This is a genomic window from Propionivibrio sp., from assembly GCF_017995515.1.
Taxonomy (GTDB): Bacteria; Pseudomonadota; Gammaproteobacteria; order Burkholderiales; family Rhodocyclaceae; genus Propionivibrio.
In genome coordinates this window covers 1-23,086 of sequence record NZ_JAGOIT010000057.1, presented here as the reverse complement: position 1 = coordinate 23,086, position 23,086 = coordinate 1, and the positions used below count along the sequence as shown (strand labels likewise).

Below are 23,086 nucleotides of genomic sequence, written 5' to 3'. Positions count from 1 at the left end.
TTCGGTTATTGCGCCCGGCGCTGTGGTGAAAATCAACCGCTCATCGCGCAGAAGATCTGCGCTCCCACAAAACCCAACGCGCGTCGCAGGCCACCCGTAGGAGCGCATAGATTTTCTGCGCGAAAACAGCGCCTCCGCATGCTGACCCGCCCTTCCGTTTCGCTTGCCCGGAATTTGCTTTACACTCGAATTCGCCGTCGACATCAGGAACAGCAATGCAAGAGCGAGAAGAACCGACCATCCCGACCGTTCCGGACCAGCCGCCACCGCAATTCGAACTTGAGCAGCCCGACGATTACAGTCAGTACCTGCTGCATTCGCGCTCGGAAATTCTTGCAGTGCTGCGCTCGCTGGTGCAGAAGGGTGCGCTGATCACGGTTTATTTCGATCAAGGACGGTCCTTCCTCCTCACTTCGATGCTTACGGTCAACGCCGACACGCAGAGTTTCGTCCTCGACCTGGGCAGCAACGCGGAAATGAACGAACGGGCGCTGCGGGCAGAGAAGCTCATCCTGACGACCCTGGTCGACAAAGTGAAAATCCAGTTCAACCTGAGCGCGCTCAAAGCCACCCTGCACGACGGCCGGAGCGCGTTTGGCGGTGCCGTTCCCGACACACTGCTGCGCTTGCAACGACGCGAGTATTTCCGCCTTTCGACGCCGATTGCCAACCCGATCAAACTGTCCGCCACGATCCGGCGTGCGGACAATTCGGCGCTACAGGCCACCCTCCCCTTGCTCGACATCAGCGGCGGCGGCGTCGGCCTGATGGTCGCGAGCGATCAGGCACCGCTGCTTGCGCGCGGCGATGCACTCAGCGATTGCCGCCTGATGCTTCCCGATGAGGGCTTGCTCGTCACTTCGCTGTGCGTGCGCAACATGTTCGACGTCACGACAAGAAGCGGAACACACTACGTTCGCGTCGGCTGCGAGTACGTCGGAATGACCTCGGCGCGGCTGGCCATGGTGCAGCGCTATATCACGCGCATGGAACGTGAACGCAAGGCGCGTTTGAGCGGGTTGGCCTGATCCGCGCCAGCTACCGAACGAACTGTCCGATCACGTCTGGCAGCAGGATACGTTTTTCGGAAGTCGAACAGTTCGACGCATCGGCTGCAGGCAAACGGAGCAGCCAGGGTGCGTCGTACCTGTACCGCCGACTTAGACCGTTTCCCCTGGCAACAACGCCTGAAAATCATCTAAACTATCTATTCATAGATTAATGCACGTTTGTATTCAAAAATGTCCGCTCAAGTCGACATCCTCCTGCAACAGCTTTCCCGTGAGCCGAGAACAGCTCGCCAGCTGGCCGATATCCTCGGTGTCAGTCAGCCGACAATCTCACGGTTACTCGCTGCGCTGGGTGATGAAATCGCCCGTTTCGGCGCGGCTCGATCTATTCAGTACGCGCGACGCGACACGTTCCGTGGGTTGCCGGAAATCGCTGTGTATCGCGTCGATGCGGAAGGACGTTTGCGCCGCTTAGGTCTTCTGGTTCCCGTCTATCCAGAGGGTTTCGTGATGCGACAAGATGACGGAAAGACGTTGCACAGTGAGGGTTTGCCCTGGTGGCTCTACGACATGCGCCCGCAAGGCTATCTCGGACGGGCGTATGCGGCTCGTTACGGTGCAGCATTACAGCTGCCGGAGCGACTGGTCGACTGGACCGATACCCATGCGTTGCGTGCGCTCTTGGCGCACGGAGGGGACGGGGTCGGAAATCTGCTTTTGGGCGATATTGCCCGGGACCACTTTCTTGCAGCGCCTGAACCGACGCCCATCGACGCCAACCAGAAGAGCGCAGCGTACGTCCAACTGGCGCGTGACGCCGCTCAAGGCGAAATCCCGGGTTCGTCAGCCGGGGGCGAGCAACCCAAGTTTGCAGCCTATGCCGTGACACCGAACGGGCCGCAACACCTGATTGTGAAGTTCAGCGAAAGAGAAGCTGGCCCGGTAACCGAACGCTGGCGGGATTTGCTTTTGGCCGAGCACCTCGCGCTGACGACGTTACGTGACGCAAGTGTTCCGGCAGCCCAAACATGGATTGTTGATGCGGACAATCAGCGTTTCCTGGAGGTCGAGCGGTTCGACCGAGTTGGATCACTCGGGCGGCGCGGTGTGTTTTCACTCGCGGCACTCGATGCGGAATTCGTCGGCGCTGGAGTTGGAACATGGCCGAGCATCGCCAATCGACTTGCCACCTCGGGGGAAATTCGGCCGGAGGCAGTACAAGGCGCAGAACTCTTGTGGGCCTTCGGCGTGCTCATCGGCAATACGGACATGCACAATGGCAATTTGTCGTTCGTCTCTGAACACGAACGCCCGTATGAACTCGCTCCGGCCTACGACATGACGCCGATGGCCTTCGCTCCCAGTCGCACGGGTGGATTACCGGATACGCTTGCCGAAGCGAACCTGCACCCCAGCGTTGCCAATGACACCTGGCGACGTGCAGAAGAACTGGCAAACCGATTTCTCGCACTTCTACGAATCACGCCGGGATTCAGCCACCGATTTCAACCCTGCCTAGCTACCTTGGAGCGCCACCTGATGGCTGCGCATGCACAAATCGAGCGGATGGGCTAACTGCAACCGCCCCCCTCTTCTGCACCACCAAATTCGCCTGTTCGCGTTATCGCCAAACTGCCGCACCATGGCTCTGTTGCACAAACTGGGCATGAACCTGAAAAACTCGGTTCTTCACCACAAAGGCGCAAAGATCGCAAAGGTTCGCAAAGAAAAACAAAGCGCTACGCGAACAGCACCTATCTTCCATCGCCACCCGCAGGGTGAATGGTCAAGTACGATCAACCTGTTGTTTCCTTTGCGATCTTTGCGCCTTCGCGCCTTTGCGGTGAGGTTTTCAGGATGAAGGCCGCTACGGCGTTGCTTTTCCCGAGTTGAAGCGGTCGCATGGGTAAGCCGGAAGCACCGAAATACCGGGCAACGAACGGGTCGTCCTACAACGCCGCCTTGAAATCGCGAGGGTCGCCGCTGGTGTGGTTCGACCGGGATAGGGCATGGTTTGCCGGCAAGAGCGGCAAACGAGGCCGTTCAGACACCTTTTCGGGTGCGGCGATTCAGTTTTGTTTGATGGTCAAGGGGCTCTTCGGTCTGCCGCTGCGCCAGACGACCGGCATGGTGGCCAGCCTGCTCAAGTTGGCGAAGGGGTGATGGCGAGAGATTTCGACCGTCAGGTCGCCTGAGTTACAGATACGCGCCGCTCTGCTCAATCGTTTCACCCATCTCGGCACACTTCTCACCGTGCGCGTGGCATAAATCCGTCGGGGATAAGGGCCGCAACTCTCAATTTCATTGTGAAACAGAGCCACGTTTCAACAAAATATCAAAACGACGTGAAACGCTATCAAACCTGCATGTTCATAACGTCGTGATACGCGGTCACCAGCTTGTTGCGCACCTGGACCATTTCCTGGAACGACACGTTGGCCTTTTGCAGCGAAATCATCACCTCGTGCAGGTTGGCATTGCCGTCGCCGGCGGCAAAATTTGCCGCCATCGTCTCTGCCTGCTGCTGCGTCTGATTGACCTGCTCGATCGAGTTCTGGAGGATCTTGGCGAAATCGGTTTGCGCCGTTGTCCCGGCTGAGGCGCTCTGCGTCTCGTTTACGCGCCCGCCCGCCTGCGCTGCGGTTGCCCGCAGGACGCTCAACATCTGGTCAATACCCTTGGTATCCATTTGCTTCTCCAAAGCCCCGTTACGCAGTCTCTCGCAAGAACTGCGCCTGACTACACTTACTCTCTCAAGAACCCAGCTTCCCGGTACTGTTTGAGCTTATGGCGCAAAGTCCGTTCCGACATTCCGAGCTTTTCGCCGGCACGTTTGCGCGACCCGCCAACGGCAGCCAGCGTGTCCAGTATATGTTCACGTTCAAGGTCACGCATGTTGTCCTTCTTTTGACCATCCGGAAGCGACATTGTTGGTGCCGTCGGCGCGGCCACGATCCCGACCGCAGGTTTTGCTGCGCCCGGAGAGAGAACGGAGAGGTGCAGCGCCTCGGCTTCAACGACGTCACCGGCGGCAAAAATCACGGCGCGCTGCATCACATTCTCCAGTTCGCGCACGTTGCCCGGCCACGGATGCCAACGTAGCGCGTCCTCGGCCGAGGGCGATAGGCACAGGCCCGGCCGTCCGGCGCGCCCGCCGTGCTCGGCGAGAAAGTGCTGCGCCAACGGGACGATGTCGTCGCCGCGCTGGCGCAACGCGGGGATGAGCAAGGGAAAAACGTTCAGCCGGTAGTAGACGTCTTCGCGCAGGACGCCTCGTGCGACGGCCTCGGCCATGTCGCGGTTGGAGGTCGCGATGATGCGGATGTCGAGCGGAACCGCTTTCTTGCCGCCGACCCGTTCGACCTCGCGTTCCTGGAGGACGCGCAGCAATTTCGCCTGCAGGCCGAGCGGCATTTCGGTGACTTCGTCGAGCAGCAGCGTTCCGTTCTGCGCCTGTTCGAACTTGCCGGCTTGCGCCTGCTGCGCACCGGTAAACGCGCCCTTTTCGTAGCCGAAGAGCGTCGCTTCGAGCAGGCTGTCGGGAATGGCGGCGCAGTTGATGGCAACAAAAGGGCCGGCACGACGCGCGGAATGGTTATGGATGTAGCGTGCGACGACTTCCTTGCCGACACCGCTTTCTCCGGTGAGCAACACCGTGGTGTCGGTCTGCGCGACGCGCGTTGCGAGGGAAAAGAGATTGCGACTGGCTTCGTCGCTGGCGATCACGCGATCATCGTCCATCGCCTCCGGCAACCGGTAGCGCGCGACGTGTTCGAGCAAGGCTTTGGGCTCGAAAGGCTTGAGCAGGAAGTCGCAGGCACCGGCCCGCATCGCCTCGACCGCACGATCGACGTCGGCAAAAGCGGTCATCAGCACGACCGGGAGGTGCGGATAGCGGTTGCGGATTTCCTTGAGCAGGGTGATGCCGTCCATCGGCATCATGCGCACATCGCTGACGACGAGGGCAACGGACTGCGCATCCAGCAACCGGAGCGCCTCTTCGCCGCCCGCGGCCGATACGACCGATTGGCCGGCCAGTTCGAGCGTATCGCATACGGCTTCGCGCAAGTTGAGGTCGTCTTCGACGACCAGAATGGGTAGAGCCTGAGCCATATTCTTCCTGTTATTGCCGGGTTGATTCGTCAGCCATCGTCACGGCGGGAAGGCGCAAAACGAAGTCCGAGCCTTGTTCCGGCGTCGAGCTGACTTCGATCGTTCCGCCGTGCGCGCGAGCGACGCCGAGCGCAATCGCCAGCCCCAGACCGGTGCCCTGCCCGCGTGTGGTAAAGAAAGGTTCGAAAATGCGTGCCTGCACCTCGGGAGCGATGCCCTTGCCCGAATCCTGCACATGAATCAGCACGTTTCGCCCGTACACCACCGCCTTCAGGCAAACCTTGGCCGAGCCGTCATGGCGCACCTCACTCGCCTGCAGCGCATTCTCGAGCAGATTCAGGAGCGCGCCGCCGAGCGCCTTGCGGCTGCCGACGATCTGCACTTCGCCGACCTCCGCGCAAACACTGAAATCAACACCCTTGTCACGACACAGCGGTTCCAGTGTCTGTGCGGCTTCGGCAATCAGCGCCGCCGCCGGAATGACGTCGCGGCCGATGCTCTCGCCGCGCGCGAACAGCAAAACGTCCTGGATCAACCGCTCCAGCCGCTTGAGTTGCTCGGTCGCCTTGCTCGCGAAACGCGCCCGCGCTGCATCCGGGAGTTCCGGCCGGGCCAGGTTGGCGCTGTAGAGCAAGGCCGTCGCCAGCGGCGTGCGCAACTGGTGCGCCAGCGAGGCCGCCATTTCGCCCATCGCCGCCAGCCGCTGATGGCGCTCGACGTTGGCTTTCAGTTCGTGCGCGACGGTGATGTCGTGGATCAGGAGGATGCGCCCGCCCGCCGAGTCGAGCGCACTTTCGGCGATCGACACGCGTCGATCTGCCAGTTGCCATTCATCCGGTGCGTCGGTGGCGGCCAGTTTCGACTCGGCAAGCGCCGACCAGTTCTCACCGCTGATCGAATCGCCGAGCATGGAGCGCGCAACAGGATTGGCTTCGCTGATTCGCGCCGTGCTGTCGAGAACCACGACGCCGGCGGGCAAGGCGTTCAGCAGCAGAGACAAGCGTTCGGAAAGCGCTTCTTTCTCCTGATACTGACGGCGCAACTCGCCGTTGGCGACGGCGAGTTCCGCCGTCAGCGACTCCACTTTGGCCTGGAGTCCTTCGTACGCCTGGGTCAGTTCGAGCGAAACCTGGTTGAAAACGTCGAAGGCCCGCTGCAATTCCTGCGCCTTCAATTCGGGTGCCGGTATTTGCGCCGCGTCGCTCATTCAGGGGAGAATCCAGTGCAGTTAAGAGATACAATAGTAGAATAATTCTCAGCAATTTTCGCTTTTTGCTTGATTATTCGCGTAATTTTCACACACCATTCCAAGCATGGCGACCACCGGAACAACGACCCAACAAACGACCGAAAGCTCAGAGAATCTAACCGATCGTCTGCGCTCGGCGTTGGCTCGTTTGACCAACCAGCAAAAGATCCTGTTGATGATTGCGGTCGCTGCAATCATCGCGCTCGCCGTTGCCAGCAGCACCTGGATCAAGCAATCCGATTACCGCGTTCTATTCTCGAACATCTCCGAACGCGACGGCGGCGCGATCATCGCGTCGCTCGAACAGATGAACGTTCCCTACCGGTTCAGCGAAAGCGGCAATGCCATCCTCGTGCCGAGTGCGAATGTCCACGAAGCGCGTCTGCGCCTGGCAACGCAGGGGCTTCCCAAGGGTGGCGGCGTCGGTTTCGAGCTGATGGAGAACCAGAAGTTCGGGATCAGCCAGTTTGCCGAACAGGTCAATTACCAGCGCGGTCTCGAAGGCGAGCTGGCGCGCACGATCCAGTCGGTCGGTGCCGTGCAGAACGCCCGCGTGCATCTGGCCATCCCCAAGCCGACGGTTTTCGTGCGCGAGGAATTGAAGCCATCGGCCTCGGTACTACTCAATCTCTACCCCGGACGCTCGCTCGAACCGTCGCAGATCGCCGGTATCCAGAACCTCGTCGCGGCCAGTGTTCCCAGTCTTGCGGTCGCGAGCGTGACCATCCTCGACCAGAGCGGCGCGATGCTCTCGCAACTGAAGAGCAAGCTGATGGAAGCCGGTCTCGACCCGACGCAGATCACCTACGTACGGGAGATCGAGGCCAGTGCGATCAAGCGCATCCAGGACATCCTGGTGCCGATCGTCGGCCCGGAGAACGTACACGTGCAGGTCGCCGCCGACGTCGATTTCTCGCAAAGCGAACAGACAGCCGAAACGCACCGCCCGAATACGACGCCGCCCGACATCAGCATCCGCAGCCAGCAAACCAGTGAATCGGCGAGCACGACGCCTTCGGCTCTCGGCGTTCCGGGCGCCCTGTCGAACCAGCCGCCCGTCCCGGCGACCGCACCTTTGACACAACCGGCCGTACCGCCAGCGCAACCGGCCGGTGCAGCCACAGGACAACCGATTCCCGGTCAGCTGAACGCGGCCGGCGTCCAGGCGCCGATCAACAGCGTCGCGCAGCCGATCAACACGCGCAAGGATTCGACGATCAACTACGAGATCGACAAGACGATCAGCCACACCAAACAAGCGATCGGCACCATCAAGCGCTTGTCGGCCGCCGTCGTCGTCAACCACCGCAAGGACGCCAAAGGGCTGATGAAGCCGCTGCCCGACGCCGACATCAAGCAGATCAACGATCTCGTCAAGGAGGCGATGGGCTACAACAAGGATCGCGGCGACACGCTGTCGGTCGCCAGTTCGCCATTCACCGCGAGCGGGAAGACGGAGATGGATATTCCGCCGTGGAAAGATCCCGACATCCTCGCCTTGGCCAAAGATCTGTTCAAGTATGGCGCCATCGCCGCGATCATCGCCTATCTGATGCTCAAGGTTGTCATGCCGTTGATCCGGACGATGGCGACGCCTCCGCCAGCCCCGAAGCCGACGCACGTCGGAACGTTGGGCGGTACGGTCAACATTGTCGAGGACGGCGAGGAAGCCCCGCCACAAACAGCAGCCGAAGTCCTCGAGAAAAAACTTTCGGAGGTGCGTGAATTCGCACAACAAGACCCGAAGGTCGTCGCCAACATAATCAAGGACTGGACGAACGCCAATGCCGGCTGATGAAGGCGTCGAACGCAGTGCCATCCTGCTGATCGCGCTGGGCGAGGACTATGCTTCGGAGGTGCTCAAGCACCTCGGCCCGAAAGAGGTGCAGAAGCTCGGTCACGCCATGGCCGCGCTGAAGACGGTGCCGCGCGCCAAGGTCGAGGAAGTGCTGGCGGATTTCCACAAGACGGCGACCGAATCCGCCGCCGTGCACGTCGATACCGACGCCTACGTGCGTACCGTGCTGACCAAGGCGCTCGGCGACGACAAGGCGGCCAATCTCATTTCGCGCATCCTGCAGGGCGGCGACACCAACGGCATCGAAGGCCTCAAGTGGATGGACGCGCCGACCGTCGCCGATCTGATCCGCAACGAGCACCCGCAGATCATCGCCACGATCCTCGTCCATCTGGAACAGGACCACGCGAGCGACATTCTCAACCACTTTACCGAACGCTTGCGCAACGATGTGGTGCTGCGCATCGCGACGCTCGAAGGCATCCAGCCGGAAGCGCTGAGGGAGTTGAACGACGTGATGCTGCGCCTGCTCTCCGGCTCGGCCAACATCAAGAAGTCGGCGATGGGCGGCGTGCGTTCGGTCGCCGAGATCCTCAACTTCATGGGGACCGCGAACGAGACGACGGTGATCGACTCGATCCGCGAATACGATCCCGACCTCGCGCAAAAGATCCTCGATGAAATGTTCGTCTTCGAAAACCTGCTCGACCTGGACGATCGCGGCATCCAGCTCCTGCTGCGCGAAATCCAGTCCGATTCGCTGATTCTGGCGATGAAGGGTGCGTCCGAACCGCTACGCGAAAAGATCTTCAAGAACATGTCGCAACGCGCCGCCGAGATGCTGCGCGAGGATCTCGAGTCGCGCGGTCCGGTTCGTCTTTCCGAAGTCGAGAACGAACAGAAGGAAATCCTCAAGATCGTCCGCCGCCTGGCCGACGAAGGCCAGATCGTGCTTGGCGGCGCGGGTGGCGAGGAAATGATCTGAGAGGTTGTGAACAAATGCCGAAACACCCACCACAGAGTCACAGAGACGCAGAGTTTTCGTGGAGAAAACCTTTGGCAACGGCGTTTTTTCTCTGCGCTTCCTCTGTGCCTCCGCGACTCTGTGGTGGATTCTGAATTTTTTTCACAGACCCTGAGCGTGCAGCGACCATGACCGGCTTCATCCCCAAGGAGAAGCTCTCCGCCTACCAGCGTTGGGAAGTCGCCGCCTTCGACGAAGCCGAGCAGGCCGCGCGCAAGGCCAGCGAGACAGCGAAGTCCGCACCGGCGCCGACGCACGAGGCCGAGCCGGAACCTGAATCACCCCCGGTGGTGCTGCCCACGGCGGCGGATATCGAGCGCATGTACACGGACGCCCAAGAACAGGGATATGCGGCTGGCTACGAAGAAGGCATCACCCACGCGCGCACCGAAGCCGCGCGGATCGATACCCTGCTGACCGGCGTCCGGCAGTCGATCGGCGAGCTCGATCAGCAGGTCGCCGAACAGCTGCTGGCGACCGCCGTCGAAATCGCCAGCCAGGTCTTGCGCCAGAGCCTGCAGCTCAAACCGGACCTGTTGATTCCCGTCGTCAGGGAAGCCATCACGACGCTGCATCCGCATACGGGCCACCCCGTACTCTTCGCCCACCCGCAGGACGCCGCGCTGATTCGCTCGCATCTCGGCGACCAGCTCGCGCACAACAACTGGCGCATCATCGAGGACAACACGCTGACGCCCGGCGGCTGCCGGGTCGAACTCGGTTCGAGCGAGGTCGACGCGACGCTCGAGACACGCTGGCGCCGCGTCATCGAATCGATCGGCATCAATCAGGACTGGCTGAGCGACAAGCCGTGAGCGCCCCGGACCGTTCTTCAACTGACCACCTGGAAGGCTGGCGTACGTTTCTCGCCAACTGCGGCGACGCGGCCAGCCAGGCGTCGCCCCTGCTGCCGAGCGGACATCTGACGCGCATCAACGGGTTGGTCATGGAGGCGGCCGGTCTGAAACTTCCGCTGGGAAGTTCATGCCGAATTCTCCCCATCGGCGGTTCGCCGATCGAAGCCGAGGTCGTCGGATTCAACGGCGAGCGGCTGTTCCTCATGCCATCCGAGGACGTCTATGGCCTCTCGCCGGGTGCACGCGTCGTCGCCATGGAGTCGCAGACGATGCCGCCCAGGTTCGGCGTCAGCCCGCCCGCGCGACGGCGCGCGATCGACCGCGCGAAATTGCTCCCGGTCGGCGATGCATTGCTCGGCCGCGTCATCGACGGCGCCGGCCGGCCGCTCGACCGCAACGGCCCGGTGCTGACCGAGGCGCTGCGCCCCTTGCAAGGCCGGCCGGTCAATCCGATGTCGCGCGCGCCGATCGAACAGGCGCTCGACGTCGGCATTCGCGCCATCAATTCGCTGCTGACGGTCGGCCGCGGCCAGCGCATGGGTCTCTTTGCCGGTTCGGGCGTCGGCAAGAGCGTCTTGCTCGGCATGATGGCGCGCTACACGTCGGCCGAGGTCATCGTCGTCGGGCTGATCGGCGAGCGCGGCCGCGAAGTCAAGGAATTCATCGAGCAGATTCTCGGCGAGGAAGGACTGCGCCGCTCCGTCGTCGTGGCGGCCCCCGCTGACGTCAGCCCACTGATGCGCCTGCAGGGTGCGGCCTACGCCACGTCGATCGCCGAGTACTTCCGCGACCAGGGCCGGCACGTGCTGCTGATCATGGACTCGCTCACCCGCTATGCGATGGCGCAACGCGAAATCGCGCTGGCCATCGGCGAACCGCCGGTGACGCGCGGCTACCCGCCATCGGTCTTCGCGCGCCTGCCGCAACTCGTCGAGCGCGCCGGCAACGGCGCCGACGAAGGCGGCTCGATCACCGCGTTCTACACCGTGCTCGCCGAAGGCGACGACCAGCAGGACCCGATCGCCGATTCGGCGCGCGCCATTCTCGACGGCCACATCGTCCTCTCGCGGACGCTTGCCGACGCCGGCCACTACCCGGCGATCGACATCGAACAGTCGATCTCGCGCGCCATGGTCAACCTGATCGAACCCGCGCATCTCGAGCAGATCCGCCACTTCAAGCAGCACTACTCGCGCTTCCAGCGCTCGCGCGACCTGATCAGCGTCGGTGCCTACGCCGCCGGCTCCGACCCACTGCTCGACCAGGCGATCAAGCTCTATCCCTCGTTCGAACACTTCCTGCAGCAGAACCTGAGCGAACGCGCCGACTTCGACAGCAGCATCAACGGCCTCTTCGCCCTGTTTGGCAAGCAAAGGCAGTAACCCGGCATGACCCGCCCGTTCCCGCTCCAGACCGTCCACGAACTGATGCAGACGCGCGCCGACGAGGCGACGCAGCAGCTGGCCAAGCTGATCGCCAGCGAGCGCGACGCGAAAAGCAAGCTCGCCATGCTCCAGCAGTATCGGGACGAGTACGCCGCCCGTTTTCGCGATGCAGCGCAGCAAGGGGTTACGCAGATCCAGTGGCGGAACTATCAGGACTTCCTGAACCGACTGGATGACGCCATCGACCAGCAAAAACAGAACGTCGCCCAGCAAGAGCGCAACACGGCCTCCGGCCAGATGAACTGGCAGCATCACCGAAAGAATCTCAAGGCATTCGACACACTTTCCGATCGCCATGTCTCGCGCGAGAACGCACGCGAAAGCAAACGCGACCAGAAAGCGCAGGATGAGTTTGCCGCCCGCACCAAGGGCGACGACTCCAGCAAACCCTCCTGATCGTTCGCAGTCCTTGCTGGCATAAAGATTGCTGACCACAAGTCAGCATTCAATCGCATCTCTGCCAACAGGAATATAGCAATGTCAGTCACCATTGTTTCGGCGCTGCCGCAGACAAGCTCGGCGCCGCAAGCCAACGGAGTCGAATCGATGGCCGGCAGCGACGGCGGCTCGATCACCTTCGCTTTCGCCGACATTCTGCTGGGCAAGCAGCTGACCAACCTTGCCGGCGAACCCGGCGAGACTCTCTTGTCCGGGGATTCCGGCGACACGCTCACCCATACGGACAGCGGCGAAGTCGATCCGAACTCGATTCTGGCCGCGCTGGGTCTGGCGGCTCCGCAGCCCGCCGTCACCGACACGAGCGCGAAGGCCGTCACGCGCGAACAATTCGCCGGAACCGGTAGCGCCGGCCCGGCAGGTGACGCCACCGTTAGTCTCACGCCAGCCGGCGCAGGCACGGAGAAGTCGCCCAAACCTGAAGTGATGCCACAAGCCGCGGTTTCGGCCCCGGCCACAACGGCCATCGGCACCGATACGCCGGCAAAATTTGCCGTAGCCGCCGCCGGCATCAACGAGATGCCGTTGAAAACCGAATCGTTGCCGCCCAGCGAACCTCTGGACAAGGCGATCACCAACTTGACCAGCCATCCTGCCGCCACAACGCAGCGCGACGCACCGCTGACCGTACAAACGCACGTGCGCGACCAGACCTGGTCATCCGACTTCGCGCAGAAAGTCGTCTGGCTGGTGAATAACGACAAGCAATCGGCGCAACTGACCCTTAACCCGCCGCAAATGGGGCCGATAGAGATATCGTTGAACGTCGACAAAGGCAGCGCCAGCGCCACCTTCGTTTCCGCGAATGCGGAAGTGCGTGACGCAATCGAAACGGCCATGCCGCGTCTACGTGAAATGTTCGCCAGCGCCGGAATACAACTCGGACAAACGAATGTCAGTTCGGAGTCGTTCCGTCAGCAGAGCGAAGGCAGTATGGGGAACGGCGGCCAGGCACCAAGCCGTGTCGATAACGCTATACTTGCCGGCGATTCGGGTGACCCGCTGACGACCCGGGCGTTCGGCGCCAAGGCCGCCAACGGCCTTGTAGACCTGTTTGCCTGAACGTCGGCACAGCGCCTGACGTCAACGACCGACAATCGCCGTGCAATTCGCGGCTGACAACAAATGGATTCTGGGAGGTTTTCATAGATGGCCAAGGATGCCAAGCCGGAAGCTGAGGCCAAGGAAGCCGCAGCACCGAAGAAGAGCAAGAAGTTCCTCATCATCATCGTCATTGCGTTGCTTCTGCTGCTGTTGATTGGCGGTGCAGCAGCTTTCTTCATGATGTCGGGCGGCGAAGCGGAGGAAGGCGCAGACGAAGGCGAGGTCGCCACGGAGAAGGCTCCCGCGAAGAAGAAGGCAAGCAAGGAGGCGGCGCTCCCGGTCTTCGTCGCGATGGACACCTTTACGGTCAATCTTGACCAGGATACCGGCGGGCAGTACCTGCAGGTGGTCTTGTCACTGGAAGTCGAAGATGCCCACATGGGCGACAAGATCAAGACCTACACGCCGAAACTGCGCAACAACGTCATCCGTCTGCTCTCCGGCAAGAAAGCGTCGGAGCTGAACACCCCGGCGGGAAAAGAGGCGCTGGCGATCGAGATTCGCAGCCTGATGAATGAAGTCCTGGAGCCAGGCGCCAAGGAAGGCCCGGTCAAGGAAGTATTGTTTACCAACTTCATCATCCAGTAATTCCCGATGGCCACCGACTTTCTCTCGCAGGACGAGGTCGATGCCCTACTCAAGGGCGTCACCGGGGAGTCTGACGAACCCGAATCGACCGATGAGGGCGACGGTGGCATACGCACTTACAACCTCGGTACGCAGGAGCGCATCGTCCGTGGGCGCATGCCCACGCTCGAGCTCATCAACGAACGCTTTGCCCGTTACCTGCGCATCGGGCTGTTCAATTACATGCACCGGACGACCGAAATCTCGGTCGGCCCGATCCGCGTGCAGAAGTACAGCGAGTTCATCCGCAACCTGGTCGTCCCGACCAACCTGAACCTGGTCGCCGCCAAACCTCTGCGCGGCACATCGCTGTTCGTCTTCGACCCGAATCTCGTCTTCCTCGTCGTCGACAACATGTTCGGCGGCGACGGGCGCTTCCACACCCGCGTCGAGGGGCGCGACTTCACGCCGACCGAGCAGCGCATCATCCGCGGGTTGCTCAACGTCGTCTTCACCGAATACTCGCGCTCGTGGAAGCCGGTCTATGACATCTCCTTCGAGTACATCCGCTCGGAAATGAATTCGCAGTTCGCGAACATCGCGACGCCGTCGGAAATCGTCATCTCGACGACGTTCTCGCTCGAATTCGGCGGCACGGCGGCCGACATGCACATCTGCTTCCCGTACTCGATGGTCGAGCCGATCCGCGACCTGCTCTACAGCTCGATGCAAAGCGACCAGCTGTCTTCGGACCAGCGCTGGATCGTCATGCTGCGCAAGCAACTGAAGGACGCCGAAGTGGAAATCGCCGCGCAGTTGGCAAGCACGACGGTAACGCTCGGGCAGATACTGAAGATGAAGGTGGGGGACATCATCCCGATCAGCATTCCGGAGAAGATTACGGTCAATGTCGACCACATCCCCCTGATGGAATGCCGCTACGGTCAGCAGGGCGGACAGTACGCGCTCAAGATCGAGCGTTTTGTGACCCTGGAAAACGAAGAACCCGCGCTGGGAGCAAAGAATGGCTGAAGAAAACAACGACGACGCGACTTCGATGGATGACGATTGGGCCGCCGCGATGGCGGAACAGGCAATCGCCGAATCCGAAGTGGCTGCCACCGCCAAGCCGGCCCAGATCTTCCAGTCGTTCGGCGAGACCGACGGCAAGGCATCGATGATGAACGAGCTCGACATGATCCTGGACATTCCCGTCCAGATCTCCGTCGAACTCGGCCGGACCAAGATCTCGATCAAGAACCTGCTGCAGCTCGCCCACGGCTCGGTGGTCGAACTCGACGCCATGGCCGGCGAACCGATGAGCGTCTTCGTCAATGGCACGCTGATCGCCCAAGGCGAAGTGGTCGTCGTCAACGACAAGTTCGGTATCCGCCTGACCGACATCATCACGCCGTCCGAGCGCATGCGCAAAATCGGCCGCTGACGGGACCGCACCAATCAAAGCAGGCGCGGCGCGTAGCGCTGTTTCGACTTGTGCGCGCATGGATTAAGATAGCGGCCACCAATCATTCCGGCCGACTGACTTGATTCGATACGCTCGCCGCTTCCCGTTTTCCGACGCCTGTATTCGTCGCGCCCTGCTCGTCGCGGCAACGCATCCGCTTGCGGGATGGGCGCAAACCACCGCGACCGAACCGCCCGGCGTCTCGGGTTCGGCCATCGTGCAGATGCTCTTGGGCCTGACGCTGATCATCGGCCTTCTGTTTGCCGGCGCTTACTTGCTGCGCAAGCTGAACGGCGGGAGGAGTTTCGGTCATACCGGCCCGATGCGCATCGTCGGCGGACTGATGATCAGCGCGCGCGAGCGCATCGTGCTGCTGGAAGTGGGCGAGGAGTGGATCGTTATCGGCATCGTGCCCGGCCAGATCAAGACGCTGCACACCCTACCCAAAGGTGAAATCCAGCCCCCCGGCAGCAGCGACAGGTCGTTCAGTCAATGGCTGAAACACATGGGTGATCGGAAGAAGAATGAACTCGAATAGACTCGCCCGCCTGCTGGCCTTTGCCGCACTGCTCTTCCCGCTCGCTGCCTGGGCGCAAACCGGCGGCCTGCCGGCGCTGACCAGCACGCCGGGCCCGGGCGGCAGCCAGACCTACACGCTGTCGATCCAGACGCTGCTGACGATCACCGCGCTGACCTTCATCCCGGCTGCCCTGCTGATGATGACGAGCTTCACGCGCATCATCATCGTCCTCTCCCTATTGCGCCACGCACTCGGCACTCAGACTTCGCCGCCGAACCAGGTACTCATCGGTCTTTCGCTGTTCCTCACCTTCTTCATCATGTCGCCGGTACTGGACAGGGCTTATACCGAAGCCTACCTGCCGCTGACGGAGAGCCGGATCAGCTTTACCGAGGCCGTCGACCGGGGCGCCGCACCGTTTCGCAGCTTCATGCTCAAGCAAACGCGCGAGGCGGACATCGGCCTCTTCGCCAAACTCGCCAACGCCCCCAGGCTGGAATCGGCGAACGACGTCCCGATGCGCATCCTGATCCCGGCGTTCGTCACCAGCGAGTTGAAGACCGCCTTTCAGATCGGCTTCATCATTTTCATCCCCTTTCTCATCATCGACATGGTTGTCGCCAGCGTGCTGATGTCGATGGGCATGATGATGATGTCGCCAGTCATGGTCTCGCTGCCGTTCAAGCTGATGCTGTTCGTCCTCGTCGACGGCTGGCATCTCCTGCTTGGCTCCCTGGTCATGAGTTTTTCGCCATGACGCCCGAACTGGTGATGGACATCGGCCGCCAGGCGGTCGAGATGACGCTCCTTCTCGCCGGTCCGCTGCTGCTGGCGGCCTTGGTCATCGGCCTCATCATCAGCATCTTCCAGGCAGCAACGCAGATCAACGAGCAGACGCTGTCCTTCATTCCGAAGCTCGTTGGCATCTTCCTGACGCTGATTCTGGCCGGTCCGTGGATGCTGCAGATGATGGTCGACTACATCCGGCGCCTCTTCGAGAGCATTCCGCAGATCATCGGCTGAGCGCGCCATGATCCTGAAAAACCCGGTTCTTCACCGCAAAGGCGCAAAGATCGCAAAGGTTCGCAAAGAAAATCAAAGCGCTACGCGAACAGCACCTGTCTTCCATCGCCACCCACAGGGTGAATGGTCAAGTACGACCCACCTGTTGTTTCCTTTGCGATCTTCGCGCCTTCGCGCCTTCGCGGTGAGGTTTTCAGGATGATCAGCTTCACCTCCGCCGAACTCAACGCCTGGATCGCCGCTTTCGTCTTCCCGTTGGCACGCATTCTCACGCTGCTCGCCGCGGCGCCGCCGTTCAACAACGCCGGCCTGCCAACCCGCGTCCGCCTGGCCCTCGGACTCGCACTGACGATGGTCATTTCGCCCGCACTCCCGCCGATGCCACCGATTGAGCCGACGTCTGCCGTGGGTGTCCTGATTCTGGCGCAACAGATGATCATCGGACTCGCCATGGGCTTCGTCCTGCGCCTGGTATTCAGCGCCATCGACCTCGCCGGGACGATGATCAGCACGCAGATGGGATTGGGGTTTGCAACGGCCTATGACCCGCAAACAACCTCTCAGACGCCCGTCGTAGCAGAACTCATCGGCATGCTCGCAATCCTGGTTTTTCTCGCCATCGACGGACATTTGATGGTCCTGGCGACGCTGGTGCGGAGCTTTACCGAGCTACCTGTCGGGACGTGGACGATTTCCGAGGCAAGCTGGCTCAACATCGCAAATGCTGGCGGCGTCATCTTCGCGTCGGGCGTCATGCTCGCACTACCGGCAGTGGTTGCCTTGCTGGTCACCAATGTCGCACTCGGTGTGCTCGGCCGCGTCGCACCACAGCTCAACCTGATCGTAATCGGCTTTCCGATTACCATTTTCCTGGGATTTATCGCCCTCTACGTCGGCATGTCACATCTTGTCGCCCCGCTCAGGCAACTATTCGAGCACGGTCTGCAGTCGATGCTCGGTTTCTTTGTGCTGCGCTAAGGTGCCGTGCGAATCAACGTCGATCGTTGCCGACCCCGACCAGTTGAATGGTGCCTTCGGAGTAGCGATACGGGAACGGCGTGCTTGAGTGGATGCCTTCCGAGTAATCGACGATGCGGAAATCGTCGTAACCGCGTTCACGCTTGAGTTGCAGCGCGCGCCGCTTGATGATCTGAATCGCTTCCCCGTCGCCGCCGGTCCGGAAACTCTTGGCGCGCAAGGAAACGTAGTACGCGTCCTTGCCCAGCGCTTTTTCCTTGATGCTCCAGTTGGGCGCGAGCGGGTCATAGACGAGGTACAGCAATGCCGACTGCGAGGCGCTGAAGACCTCGCCGGGCAAGCCGAGCGCCGAAACGGGATGTCCCAGCGCCAGGAGAGCCCCGGCCGCCACACCAGTTTCGGTGCTGACCTCAATGTTCTGCGGCAGCACAAGCGCAGGCTGCGAAGAAACCTCTCCCGTCACCGGATCGACCGCACCAACCGTCCCGACCACCCGACCCTTAAGCGAGTCCATGCTGGAGCACGCCACGAGCAAGGTCGCGGCCAAGACCGGTATGAGTCGTGCTTTTCTCATTACAAATAGTTGAAGAGACTCAAGCCGCTAATCTGGACGAAGGACTTTTGCGCCGCCTCAAGCTGGAGTTGCTGATTCGCAAATTCCGTCATCGCCGAGGCGTAATCCAGATCAACCAGGTTCGACAGGGTCTCGTCGTATTGCAGGTTCAGATTGGTTGCCGACTCTCCCAGAGAATCCAGTTCAGACATGCGCGCGCCAACCGACGACCGCACACGGCCCGCCGTGTCAAGAAATGCCTGCAGTTCACCCAGCGCATTCGTATAGTCAGACTGGAACGTCGGATTGCTCGCCATCGGCGTCTCCAGCGTATCAATCATGTTCTTCAGCGAATCGAAGACGCTCGCGTTGGTGATGTTTCCGCTCTCATCCGTGACGCGCATAAACACCTTGGCGCCATCTTCCGAGATATTCATAAGTCTTGAGGCGTCCACTTGCAGCGCCACCTGCCCTTGGTCTCCCTGATAGCTCACATAGGGATTGGACATGCTGTACGGGGCCGCCGACGGGCTCGGATTCAGGACAAACGGCGTAACATTGGTCTTGTAACCGGAAAAAAGGTAGTTCCCGCTACCGTCCTGCGAATTCGCCGTGGAAAGCAGTTCATCAAGACGCTGCCGCAGTTCAACGGCGTACTCCTGCCGCCCCTGATCGGTTAGCGCGCCATTTCCGGCACCTGTGCATGCCTCAAGAATATCCTGCATCGTTGCAACCGCGGAACCAAGCTTGGACTCCAGAAGAGCCAGCTGATCCGACGCATAGCCTTGATTCGCGATGTACTGGTTGTTGACCTCCCGCGACTGGGAGACTACCAACGCGCGCGCGGCGGCCACCGGATCATCTGATGGGGTAAGGACCCGCTTCTTCGCGGAAATGTGGTTCTGGGTATTCAGCAACGCCGACTGGTTGCGCAGCATTCCTTGTAAACCGGAATCGAAGATCTGACTGGTGCTTACGCGCATAAATCCTCCTTACGCACCGATTGACAGCAAGGTATCGAAAAGCTCGGACGCCACCTGCAACATCTTGGCTGAAGCCTGATACGCCTGCTGATAACTGAGCAGGTTCGCCGCTTCTTCATCAAGATTTACACCGGAAAGCGCATTGCGGGCCGATGTCGCCTGCTCAAGGATCGACGTCTGCGCCGTCAGGTTGACGTCGACTGAGCGCGTCTTGTTGCCGATTTCACTGACAACTTGCGCATACGCTGCGGCAAACGTTGCCGTCGCCTTGCCCGTCGTGGTTGAGCCAAATACCGTGTTTTGCGTTTGCAGCTTGCCCAAAAGCACTGCATTGCGCCCGTCCGAAACACCACCGGTATTCGCACTGACGACAAACGTATCTGCATCGGCCGGCGTTCCACTCATCGAAAAGGTAATTCCGTCGAACGAAATCGACATACCCGATGAATAAAGAATCGTGTCAGTACCCACCGTATAGGGGTTAGTCACCCCGCCGCTCGTCACATTGACGATCGTGCCACCCGCCAATCCGGACACATCCAGTTCTGTGGTGGCACTTCGATAGGTGAACGTCACCGGCGAGCCGTCCGCTGGCGCCGTATAGCTCGCCGAGCTATCGGGGACGCTGATGGTCGCAGCCGAAATCGACGCAGTACCCGTATTTGTCATGCCGATAGCCGTCGCAACCGGTGCTGCCGCGGCAAGCAGACGCGGGTCATTCGCCACTGATGCATTGACCGACAGGTTTCTGGCGACGTCGTGCGTCGGTTGAATGAGGAACGAGTCGGTCGTCGACATTCCACCCGCACCAATATCGATGGAGATGCCTTCTGAGTCCAACGTAATTGGCATGGCGCCGCTCGTCCAACTGGTGTTGTCGGAAAGCCGGGTGACCTTGTAGTCGGTACCGTCATAGGTGAGACGATAATCGCTCGCAGTTAGATTCGAGTAGAAATTGGCCCCGTTGGAAGAAACGGGCAGGAAACTGGCCGAGATCTCCGCATTTCCCGTGTTCTTCCTGTTGGGTATGACCGTTGGTGCATCGGGCATCACGAGCAGTTTCGACTGAAAGACACCAGGCGCCGAGTTGACCGCCGTATTTCCCAGCAAATCCTGGCCCAACGCGTGCTGCGCATTGACGGTCTGCGCAATCGTCGCTCCAACGAGACCAAGCTTGTTGATAGCCGGCTCGAGCGCCTCGCTCCGAAACTTCACCAGTCCGCCGAGCGCCCCACCGGTAATCAAGGATTCCGAAAGCTCCTGCGTCGCACTGCCATTCCCGGTCACCACGCTGACGACGGTGCGTGACGGATCGGCGTTCGACGGCGTGGCGGCCAACTCCATCGAGAGCGGCCCCACCACAAGCGGTTGCCCGTTCCCGAAAGTCACATTGTAGGTGCCGTCGCTTTGCTCAACGGTCCTTACCCCGATCAGTTTGTTCAACTCTGAAACGAGCTGGTCCCGTTGGTCCAGGAGATCGTTGGCCGGCTGATTCGTCGCAGATTGCGCGACGATGATGCGTTTGTTCAGCTCGGCAATCTGGCTCGAATAGGAGTTGATCTCGGCAACCGTGCTTTCGATCTGACTATTCACGCCCGCACTCAAGTCGTCGAGGCTTTTGCTCAGACTACCGAATCGTGCAGTCAATGACTCTGCCGACGACACAAGCGCCTGGCGCGCATCGATAGACGACGGATCGGAAGCAACTTCCTGGATTCCGTCGAAAAACGCCTGGATCGCCGAAGAAACACCAGAGTTCGTATCCGCCAACAAGTTATCGATCTGGCTGATCTCGTTGTAATACGTATCCAGTTGGCTGACACTGGCCTGGCTATGCACCACCTGGGTATTCAACACACTGCTGTACATGCGCTGAATGGTCGAGACGTGTACGCCCTGCCCGACAAAGCCTGACCCTGTGGCCATCGGGTTGTTTGTGCCCTGAACAATCTGCTGGCGGTTGTAACCGGCGGTTCTCGCATTGGTGATGTTGTGCTGCGTCGTCATCATCCCAAGCTGCGCCGCTTGCATGCCCGTTACACCAATACTCAATATTCCTGCCATGACGTGACCTCAACTTGAACTCTGTTAACGACAGATGAATCGATTTATTTAGACTGGCACTAACCCGCCAGCGCCTGCCGCAAGGTAGTTCCGTTGATGATCCTGCCGAGCTTGTCGGCATACATCGGATCGGTGGCATAGCCCGACTGTTGCAGTGAACGAGCAAACTGCGTGCCATCCTGCTGGCCGAGAACGCCGGAAAAACGGGCGTTGTTGCGGATGAGGCTGGCGTAGTCATTGAACGACTCGGCGTACGAGTCATAGACGCGGAATTTCTCGCGCATCTGCTGCGGCTCGCCATTCACGTATTCGGTCGTCGTCACCTCGACCGTCTCGCCCTGCCAGTTGCGTCCGGCCTTGATGCCGAACAGGTTGTAGCTCGGCGAGCCGTCGGCGCGGCGAATCTCGCTCTTGCCCCAGCCGGTTTCGAGCGCCGACTGCGCAATCAGGAACTGGGGCGGCACACCGATCGAATTCGCCGCTTCGACCGCGTGCGGCCAGACGCGGTTGACGTATTCCTCGGGGCTCGTGGATTCGGTGCTCCCGGCGGAAGCGGTTGTCGCACTGCGAATGCCGTAGTTGCGTTCTGCCCCGCCGCCGGCAAAGCGCGCGGAAGAATTTGCCGCTTGTCGAAGCAATAAACTCTGTTGCAGCGCTTCGAGTGGCGACGCAACATCCGCCCCGCCCTGACCGGAAACGCGGGAAAGCTGCTGCTCGATCTGCGCGGCGAAACCCAGGCCGCTCTGGGCGGAAAGGTTCTGCGCCAGCTGCTGATCGAGAATCGAGGTGAAAAAACGGGTCTGATCGCTGTTCAGCATCCCGTCCTGCGGCGTCGCGTCACGCATGCTCTTCAGCATCATCTGCAACAGCATGCCTTCAAACTGCTGCGCCGCCTGCTTCAGACCCGCTTGCGGGTCCTGCCGGGTCCGTGCGCGCAGTTCGGCGCCGGCCTTCAGGTCGAGGACGAAATGGTTGGCGTTGAGGTTTTCGGATTTCATGGGCGGAAGTGATGCAATTTCCGGGCCAAGGACCGCCTGAATGTGCCGACCGCAACACTAAAGGTCTCAACACAAAGGCGCGAAGGCGCAAAGAACGCAAAGGAAACAAGGCATTGACGGCACACGGCCATTCACCCGGCGGGATATTGCGGAAAACGTGAATTGCTCGCGTAGCCCTTTGATTTTCTTTGCGAACCTTCGCGTCCTTTGCGCCTTTGCGGTGAAGAACTGAGGCTTTAAGGATCAGATGACTTCAAGCTCCGCGCGCAGTGCGCCGGCAGCCTTCATCGCTTGCAGGATCGAGACCAGATCCTGCGGGTTGGCGCCGAGTGCGTTGATCGCCTTGATGACCTCGGAGAGATTGGCGCCGGCTTTCACCGACATCAGCGTGCCGCCGCTCTGCGTGATGGCGATGTCGGACTGTGCCGTCGTCACCGTCTGGCCGCCGGCCAGTGCGTTCGGCTGGCTGACCTGCTGCTCGGTATTGACGACGACCGACAAGGCACCGTGTGCGACGGCGCACGATTCGATCGTCACGTTCTGGTTCATCACCACCGAGCCGGTCCGCGGATTGACGATGACTTTGGCCATCGCCTTGGTCGGCCGCACTTCGAGGTTCTCGATGCGCGCCATGAAGGCGACGCGCGAATTCGCATCTTCCGGCGCATTGACCCGGATCAGTCGCCCATCCAGCGCTTGCGCAATGCCGTAGCCCATTTCCCGGTTGATCACTTCAACCGCACGCTGCGTCGTACCGAAGTCGGTCGTCGCCATTTCGTAGTGGACAAATGGCCCATCGCCAAGCAAGGTCGGGACTTCGCGTTCAACTGTCGCGCCACCGGCAATGCGGCCCGCCAGCAGGTGATTGACCACCGCCTT

General features: G+C 60.8%; 24 protein-coding genes and 1 pseudogene. 17 read left to right on the top strand and 8 right to left on the bottom strand.

Features of this window, described 5'->3' with window-relative positions; translation table 11 throughout:
• Positions 1–215 precede the first annotated feature (215 nt).
• The 4 genes and pseudogenes from KBA32_RS10770 to KBA32_RS10755 form a co-directional block, all read left to right on the top strand.
• Positions 216–1,028: a flagellar brake protein gene (locus KBA32_RS10770; RefSeq protein ID WP_294358717.1), complete on the top strand. Its 813-nt coding sequence runs from the start codon at positions 216–218 to the stop codon at positions 1,026–1,028.
• Between the two features lie 213 nt (positions 1,029–1,241).
• Positions 1,242–2,585, top strand: a complete 1,344-nt coding sequence (gene yjjJ, locus KBA32_RS10765; protein ID WP_294358715.1) for a type II toxin-antitoxin system HipA family toxin YjjJ — start codon at positions 1,242–1,244, stop codon at positions 2,583–2,585.
• 91 nt (positions 2,586–2,676) lie between these two features.
• Entirely contained in the window at positions 2,677–2,871 is a 195-nt protein-coding gene (locus KBA32_RS10760) for a hypothetical protein (protein ID WP_294358712.1), read from the top strand.
• 41 nt (positions 2,872–2,912) lie between these two features.
• Positions 2,913–3,164, top strand: a pseudogene (locus KBA32_RS10755) (transposase); the annotation flags it as partial.
• Between the two features lie 202 nt (positions 3,165–3,366).
• Here KBA32_RS10755 and fliE read toward each other — a convergent pair.
• From fliE to KBA32_RS10740, 3 genes are read right to left on the bottom strand one after another with little or no spacing between them, the layout of a single operon-like run.
• The gene (gene fliE / locus KBA32_RS10750; RefSeq protein WP_294358710.1) at positions 3,367–3,699 is read right to left on the bottom strand and encodes a flagellar hook-basal body complex protein FliE; all 333 of its coding nucleotides are present in this window, start codon (positions 3,697–3,699) and stop codon (positions 3,367–3,369) included.
• 56 nt (positions 3,700–3,755) lie between these two features.
• Positions 3,756–5,123 carry a sigma-54 dependent transcriptional regulator gene (locus KBA32_RS10745; RefSeq protein ID WP_294358707.1) on the bottom strand — a complete coding sequence of 456 codons (1,368 nt, stop codon included), beginning with the start codon at positions 5,121–5,123 and terminating at the stop codon, positions 3,756–3,758.
• A 10-nt stretch (positions 5,124–5,133) separates the two neighbouring features.
• Positions 5,134–6,330: an ATP-binding protein gene (locus tag KBA32_RS10740; RefSeq protein WP_294358702.1), complete on the bottom strand. Its 1,197-nt coding sequence runs from the start codon at positions 6,328–6,330 to the stop codon at positions 5,134–5,136.
• A 217-nt stretch (positions 6,331–6,547) separates the two neighbouring features.
• Here KBA32_RS10740 and fliF point away from each other — a divergent pair, with 217 nt between their 5' ends.
• From fliF to fliR, 13 genes are all read left to right on the top strand, one after another.
• The gene (gene fliF, locus KBA32_RS10735) at positions 6,548–8,167 is read left to right on the top strand and encodes a flagellar basal-body MS-ring/collar protein FliF (protein WP_294358699.1); all 1,620 of its coding nucleotides are present in this window, start codon (positions 6,548–6,550) and stop codon (positions 8,165–8,167) included.
• On the top strand, positions 8,157–9,155 hold the full coding sequence (fliG, locus tag KBA32_RS10730; protein ID WP_294358697.1) for a flagellar motor switch protein FliG: 999 nt from the start codon (positions 8,157–8,159) through the stop codon (positions 9,153–9,155). The genes fliF and fliG overlap by 11 nt, the downstream gene beginning before the upstream one ends.
• A 167-nt stretch (positions 9,156–9,322) precedes the next feature.
• On the top strand, positions 9,323–10,009 hold the full coding sequence (locus KBA32_RS10725) for a flagellar assembly protein FliH (protein WP_294358695.1): 687 nt from the start codon (positions 9,323–9,325) through the stop codon (positions 10,007–10,009).
• A gap of 29 nt (positions 10,010–10,038) precedes the next feature.
• On the top strand, positions 10,039–11,433 hold the full coding sequence (gene fliI, locus KBA32_RS10720) for a flagellar protein export ATPase FliI (protein ID WP_294358720.1): 1,395 nt from the start codon (positions 10,039–10,041) through the stop codon (positions 11,431–11,433).
• Positions 11,434–11,439: 6 nt separating this feature from the next.
• A complete protein-coding gene (gene fliJ, locus KBA32_RS10715) occupies positions 11,440–11,892 on the top strand; it encodes a flagellar export protein FliJ (protein ID WP_294358693.1) in 453 nt (150 codons plus the stop codon).
• A gap of 81 nt (positions 11,893–11,973) precedes the next feature.
• Positions 11,974–13,014 carry a flagellar hook-length control protein FliK gene (locus KBA32_RS10710; RefSeq protein WP_294358691.1) on the top strand — a complete coding sequence of 347 codons (1,041 nt, stop codon included), beginning with the start codon at positions 11,974–11,976 and terminating at the stop codon, positions 13,012–13,014.
• A gap of 87 nt (positions 13,015–13,101) precedes the next feature.
• Positions 13,102–13,644 (top strand): flagellar basal body-associated protein FliL, encoded by a 543-nt coding sequence (gene fliL, locus KBA32_RS10705; RefSeq protein WP_294358690.1) that lies wholly within the window; start codon positions 13,102–13,104, stop codon positions 13,642–13,644.
• A gap of 6 nt (positions 13,645–13,650) precedes the next feature.
• The gene (fliM, locus tag KBA32_RS10700) at positions 13,651–14,655 is read left to right on the top strand and encodes a flagellar motor switch protein FliM (RefSeq protein WP_294358688.1); all 1,005 of its coding nucleotides are present in this window, start codon (positions 13,651–13,653) and stop codon (positions 14,653–14,655) included.
• A complete protein-coding gene (fliN, locus tag KBA32_RS10695) occupies positions 14,648–15,067 on the top strand; it encodes a flagellar motor switch protein FliN (RefSeq protein WP_294358686.1) in 420 nt (139 codons plus the stop codon). The genes fliM and fliN overlap by 8 nt, the downstream gene beginning before the upstream one ends.
• Positions 15,068–15,167: 100 nt before the next feature.
• Complete coding sequence (fliO, locus tag KBA32_RS10690; protein ID WP_294358683.1) at positions 15,168–15,626, top strand: flagellar biosynthetic protein FliO; 459 nt, start codon at positions 15,168–15,170, stop codon at positions 15,624–15,626.
• Positions 15,613–16,365, top strand: coding sequence for a flagellar type III secretion system pore protein FliP (gene fliP, locus KBA32_RS10685; RefSeq protein WP_294358680.1), 753 nt, complete (start codon positions 15,613–15,615; stop codon positions 16,363–16,365). Before fliO ends, fliP begins: the two co-directional genes overlap by 14 nt.
• Positions 16,362–16,631, top strand: coding sequence for a flagellar biosynthesis protein FliQ (gene fliQ, locus KBA32_RS10680; RefSeq protein ID WP_294358677.1), 270 nt, complete (start codon positions 16,362–16,364; stop codon positions 16,629–16,631). The genes fliP and fliQ overlap by 4 nt, the downstream gene beginning before the upstream one ends.
• A gap of 198 nt (positions 16,632–16,829) precedes the next feature.
• Positions 16,830–17,609: a flagellar biosynthetic protein FliR gene (gene fliR / locus KBA32_RS10675; RefSeq protein ID WP_294358675.1), complete on the top strand. Its 780-nt coding sequence runs from the start codon at positions 16,830–16,832 to the stop codon at positions 17,607–17,609.
• Positions 17,610–17,622: 13 nt separating this feature from the next.
• On the opposite strand, the gene KBA32_RS10670 is transcribed toward fliR, so the two are convergent.
• From KBA32_RS10670 to KBA32_RS10650, 5 genes are all read right to left on the bottom strand, one after another.
• Positions 17,623–18,123: a hypothetical protein gene (locus KBA32_RS10670; RefSeq protein ID WP_294358672.1), complete on the bottom strand. Its 501-nt coding sequence runs from the start codon at positions 18,121–18,123 to the stop codon at positions 17,623–17,625.
• A 59-nt stretch (positions 18,124–18,182) separates the two neighbouring features.
• Positions 18,183–19,145 (bottom strand): flagellar hook-associated protein FlgL, encoded by a 963-nt coding sequence (gene flgL, locus KBA32_RS10665; protein ID WP_294358669.1) that lies wholly within the window; start codon positions 19,143–19,145, stop codon positions 18,183–18,185.
• Between the two features lie 9 nt (positions 19,146–19,154).
• The gene (gene flgK, locus KBA32_RS10660; RefSeq protein WP_294358666.1) at positions 19,155–21,209 is read right to left on the bottom strand and encodes a flagellar hook-associated protein FlgK; all 2,055 of its coding nucleotides are present in this window, start codon (positions 21,207–21,209) and stop codon (positions 19,155–19,157) included.
• 59 nt (positions 21,210–21,268) lie between these two features.
• A complete protein-coding gene (flgJ, locus tag KBA32_RS10655; RefSeq protein WP_294358663.1) occupies positions 21,269–22,207 on the bottom strand; it encodes a flagellar assembly peptidoglycan hydrolase FlgJ in 939 nt (312 codons plus the stop codon).
• Between the two features lie 243 nt (positions 22,208–22,450).
• On the bottom strand, positions 22,451–23,086 hold a 636-nt coding region (locus KBA32_RS10650; protein ID WP_294358661.1), incomplete at its 5' end, for a flagellar basal body P-ring protein FlgI.

What these genes read in the sequence shown, in the direction of transcription:
- fliL (WP_294358690.1), top strand. Translation starts at nt 13,102, where the DNA reads ATGGCCAAGGATGCCAAGCCGGAAGCTGAGGCCAAGGAAGCCGCAGCA.
- KBA32_RS10745 (WP_294358707.1), bottom strand. Translation starts at nt 5,123, where the DNA reads ATGGCTCAGGCTCTACCCATTCTGGTCGTCGAAGACGACCTCAACTTG.
- KBA32_RS10760 (WP_294358712.1), top strand. Translation starts at nt 2,677, where the DNA reads ATGAACCTGAAAAACTCGGTTCTTCACCACAAAGGCGCAAAGATCGCA.
- fliJ (WP_294358693.1), top strand. Translation starts at nt 11,440, where the DNA reads ATGACCCGCCCGTTCCCGCTCCAGACCGTCCACGAACTGATGCAGACG.
- fliQ (WP_294358677.1), top strand. Translation starts at nt 16,362, where the DNA reads ATGACGCCCGAACTGGTGATGGACATCGGCCGCCAGGCGGTCGAGATG.
- fliR (WP_294358675.1), top strand. Translation starts at nt 16,830, where the DNA reads ATGATCAGCTTCACCTCCGCCGAACTCAACGCCTGGATCGCCGCTTTC.
- flgK (WP_294358666.1), bottom strand. Translation starts at nt 21,209, where the DNA reads ATGGCAGGAATATTGAGTATTGGTGTAACGGGCATGCAAGCGGCGCAG.
- flgL (WP_294358669.1), bottom strand. Translation starts at nt 19,145, where the DNA reads ATGCGCGTAAGCACCAGTCAGATCTTCGATTCCGGTTTACAAGGAATG.
- KBA32_RS10740 (WP_294358702.1), bottom strand. Translation starts at nt 6,330, where the DNA reads ATGAGCGACGCGGCGCAAATACCGGCACCCGAATTGAAGGCGCAGGAA.
- fliE (WP_294358710.1), bottom strand. Translation starts at nt 3,699, where the DNA reads ATGGATACCAAGGGTATTGACCAGATGTTGAGCGTCCTGCGGGCAACC.
- fliM (WP_294358688.1), top strand. Translation starts at nt 13,651, where the DNA reads ATGGCCACCGACTTTCTCTCGCAGGACGAGGTCGATGCCCTACTCAAG.
- fliP (WP_294358680.1), top strand. Translation starts at nt 15,613, where the DNA reads ATGAACTCGAATAGACTCGCCCGCCTGCTGGCCTTTGCCGCACTGCTC.
- KBA32_RS10770 (WP_294358717.1), top strand. Translation starts at nt 216, where the DNA reads ATGCAAGAGCGAGAAGAACCGACCATCCCGACCGTTCCGGACCAGCCG.
- KBA32_RS10725 (WP_294358695.1), top strand. Translation starts at nt 9,323, where the DNA reads ATGACCGGCTTCATCCCCAAGGAGAAGCTCTCCGCCTACCAGCGTTGG.
- fliN (WP_294358686.1), top strand. Translation starts at nt 14,648, where the DNA reads ATGGCTGAAGAAAACAACGACGACGCGACTTCGATGGATGACGATTGG.
- KBA32_RS10670 (WP_294358672.1), bottom strand. Translation starts at nt 18,123, where the DNA reads ATGGACTCGCTTAAGGGTCGGGTGGTCGGGACGGTTGGTGCGGTCGAT.
- fliG (WP_294358697.1), top strand. Translation starts at nt 8,157, where the DNA reads ATGCCGGCTGATGAAGGCGTCGAACGCAGTGCCATCCTGCTGATCGCG.
- yjjJ (WP_294358715.1), top strand. Translation starts at nt 1,242, where the DNA reads ATGTCCGCTCAAGTCGACATCCTCCTGCAACAGCTTTCCCGTGAGCCG.
- fliF (WP_294358699.1), top strand. Translation starts at nt 6,548, where the DNA reads ATGATTGCGGTCGCTGCAATCATCGCGCTCGCCGTTGCCAGCAGCACC.
- flgJ (WP_294358663.1), bottom strand. Translation starts at nt 22,207, where the DNA reads ATGAAATCCGAAAACCTCAACGCCAACCATTTCGTCCTCGACCTGAAG.
- KBA32_RS10710 (WP_294358691.1), top strand. Translation starts at nt 11,974, where the DNA reads ATGTCAGTCACCATTGTTTCGGCGCTGCCGCAGACAAGCTCGGCGCCG.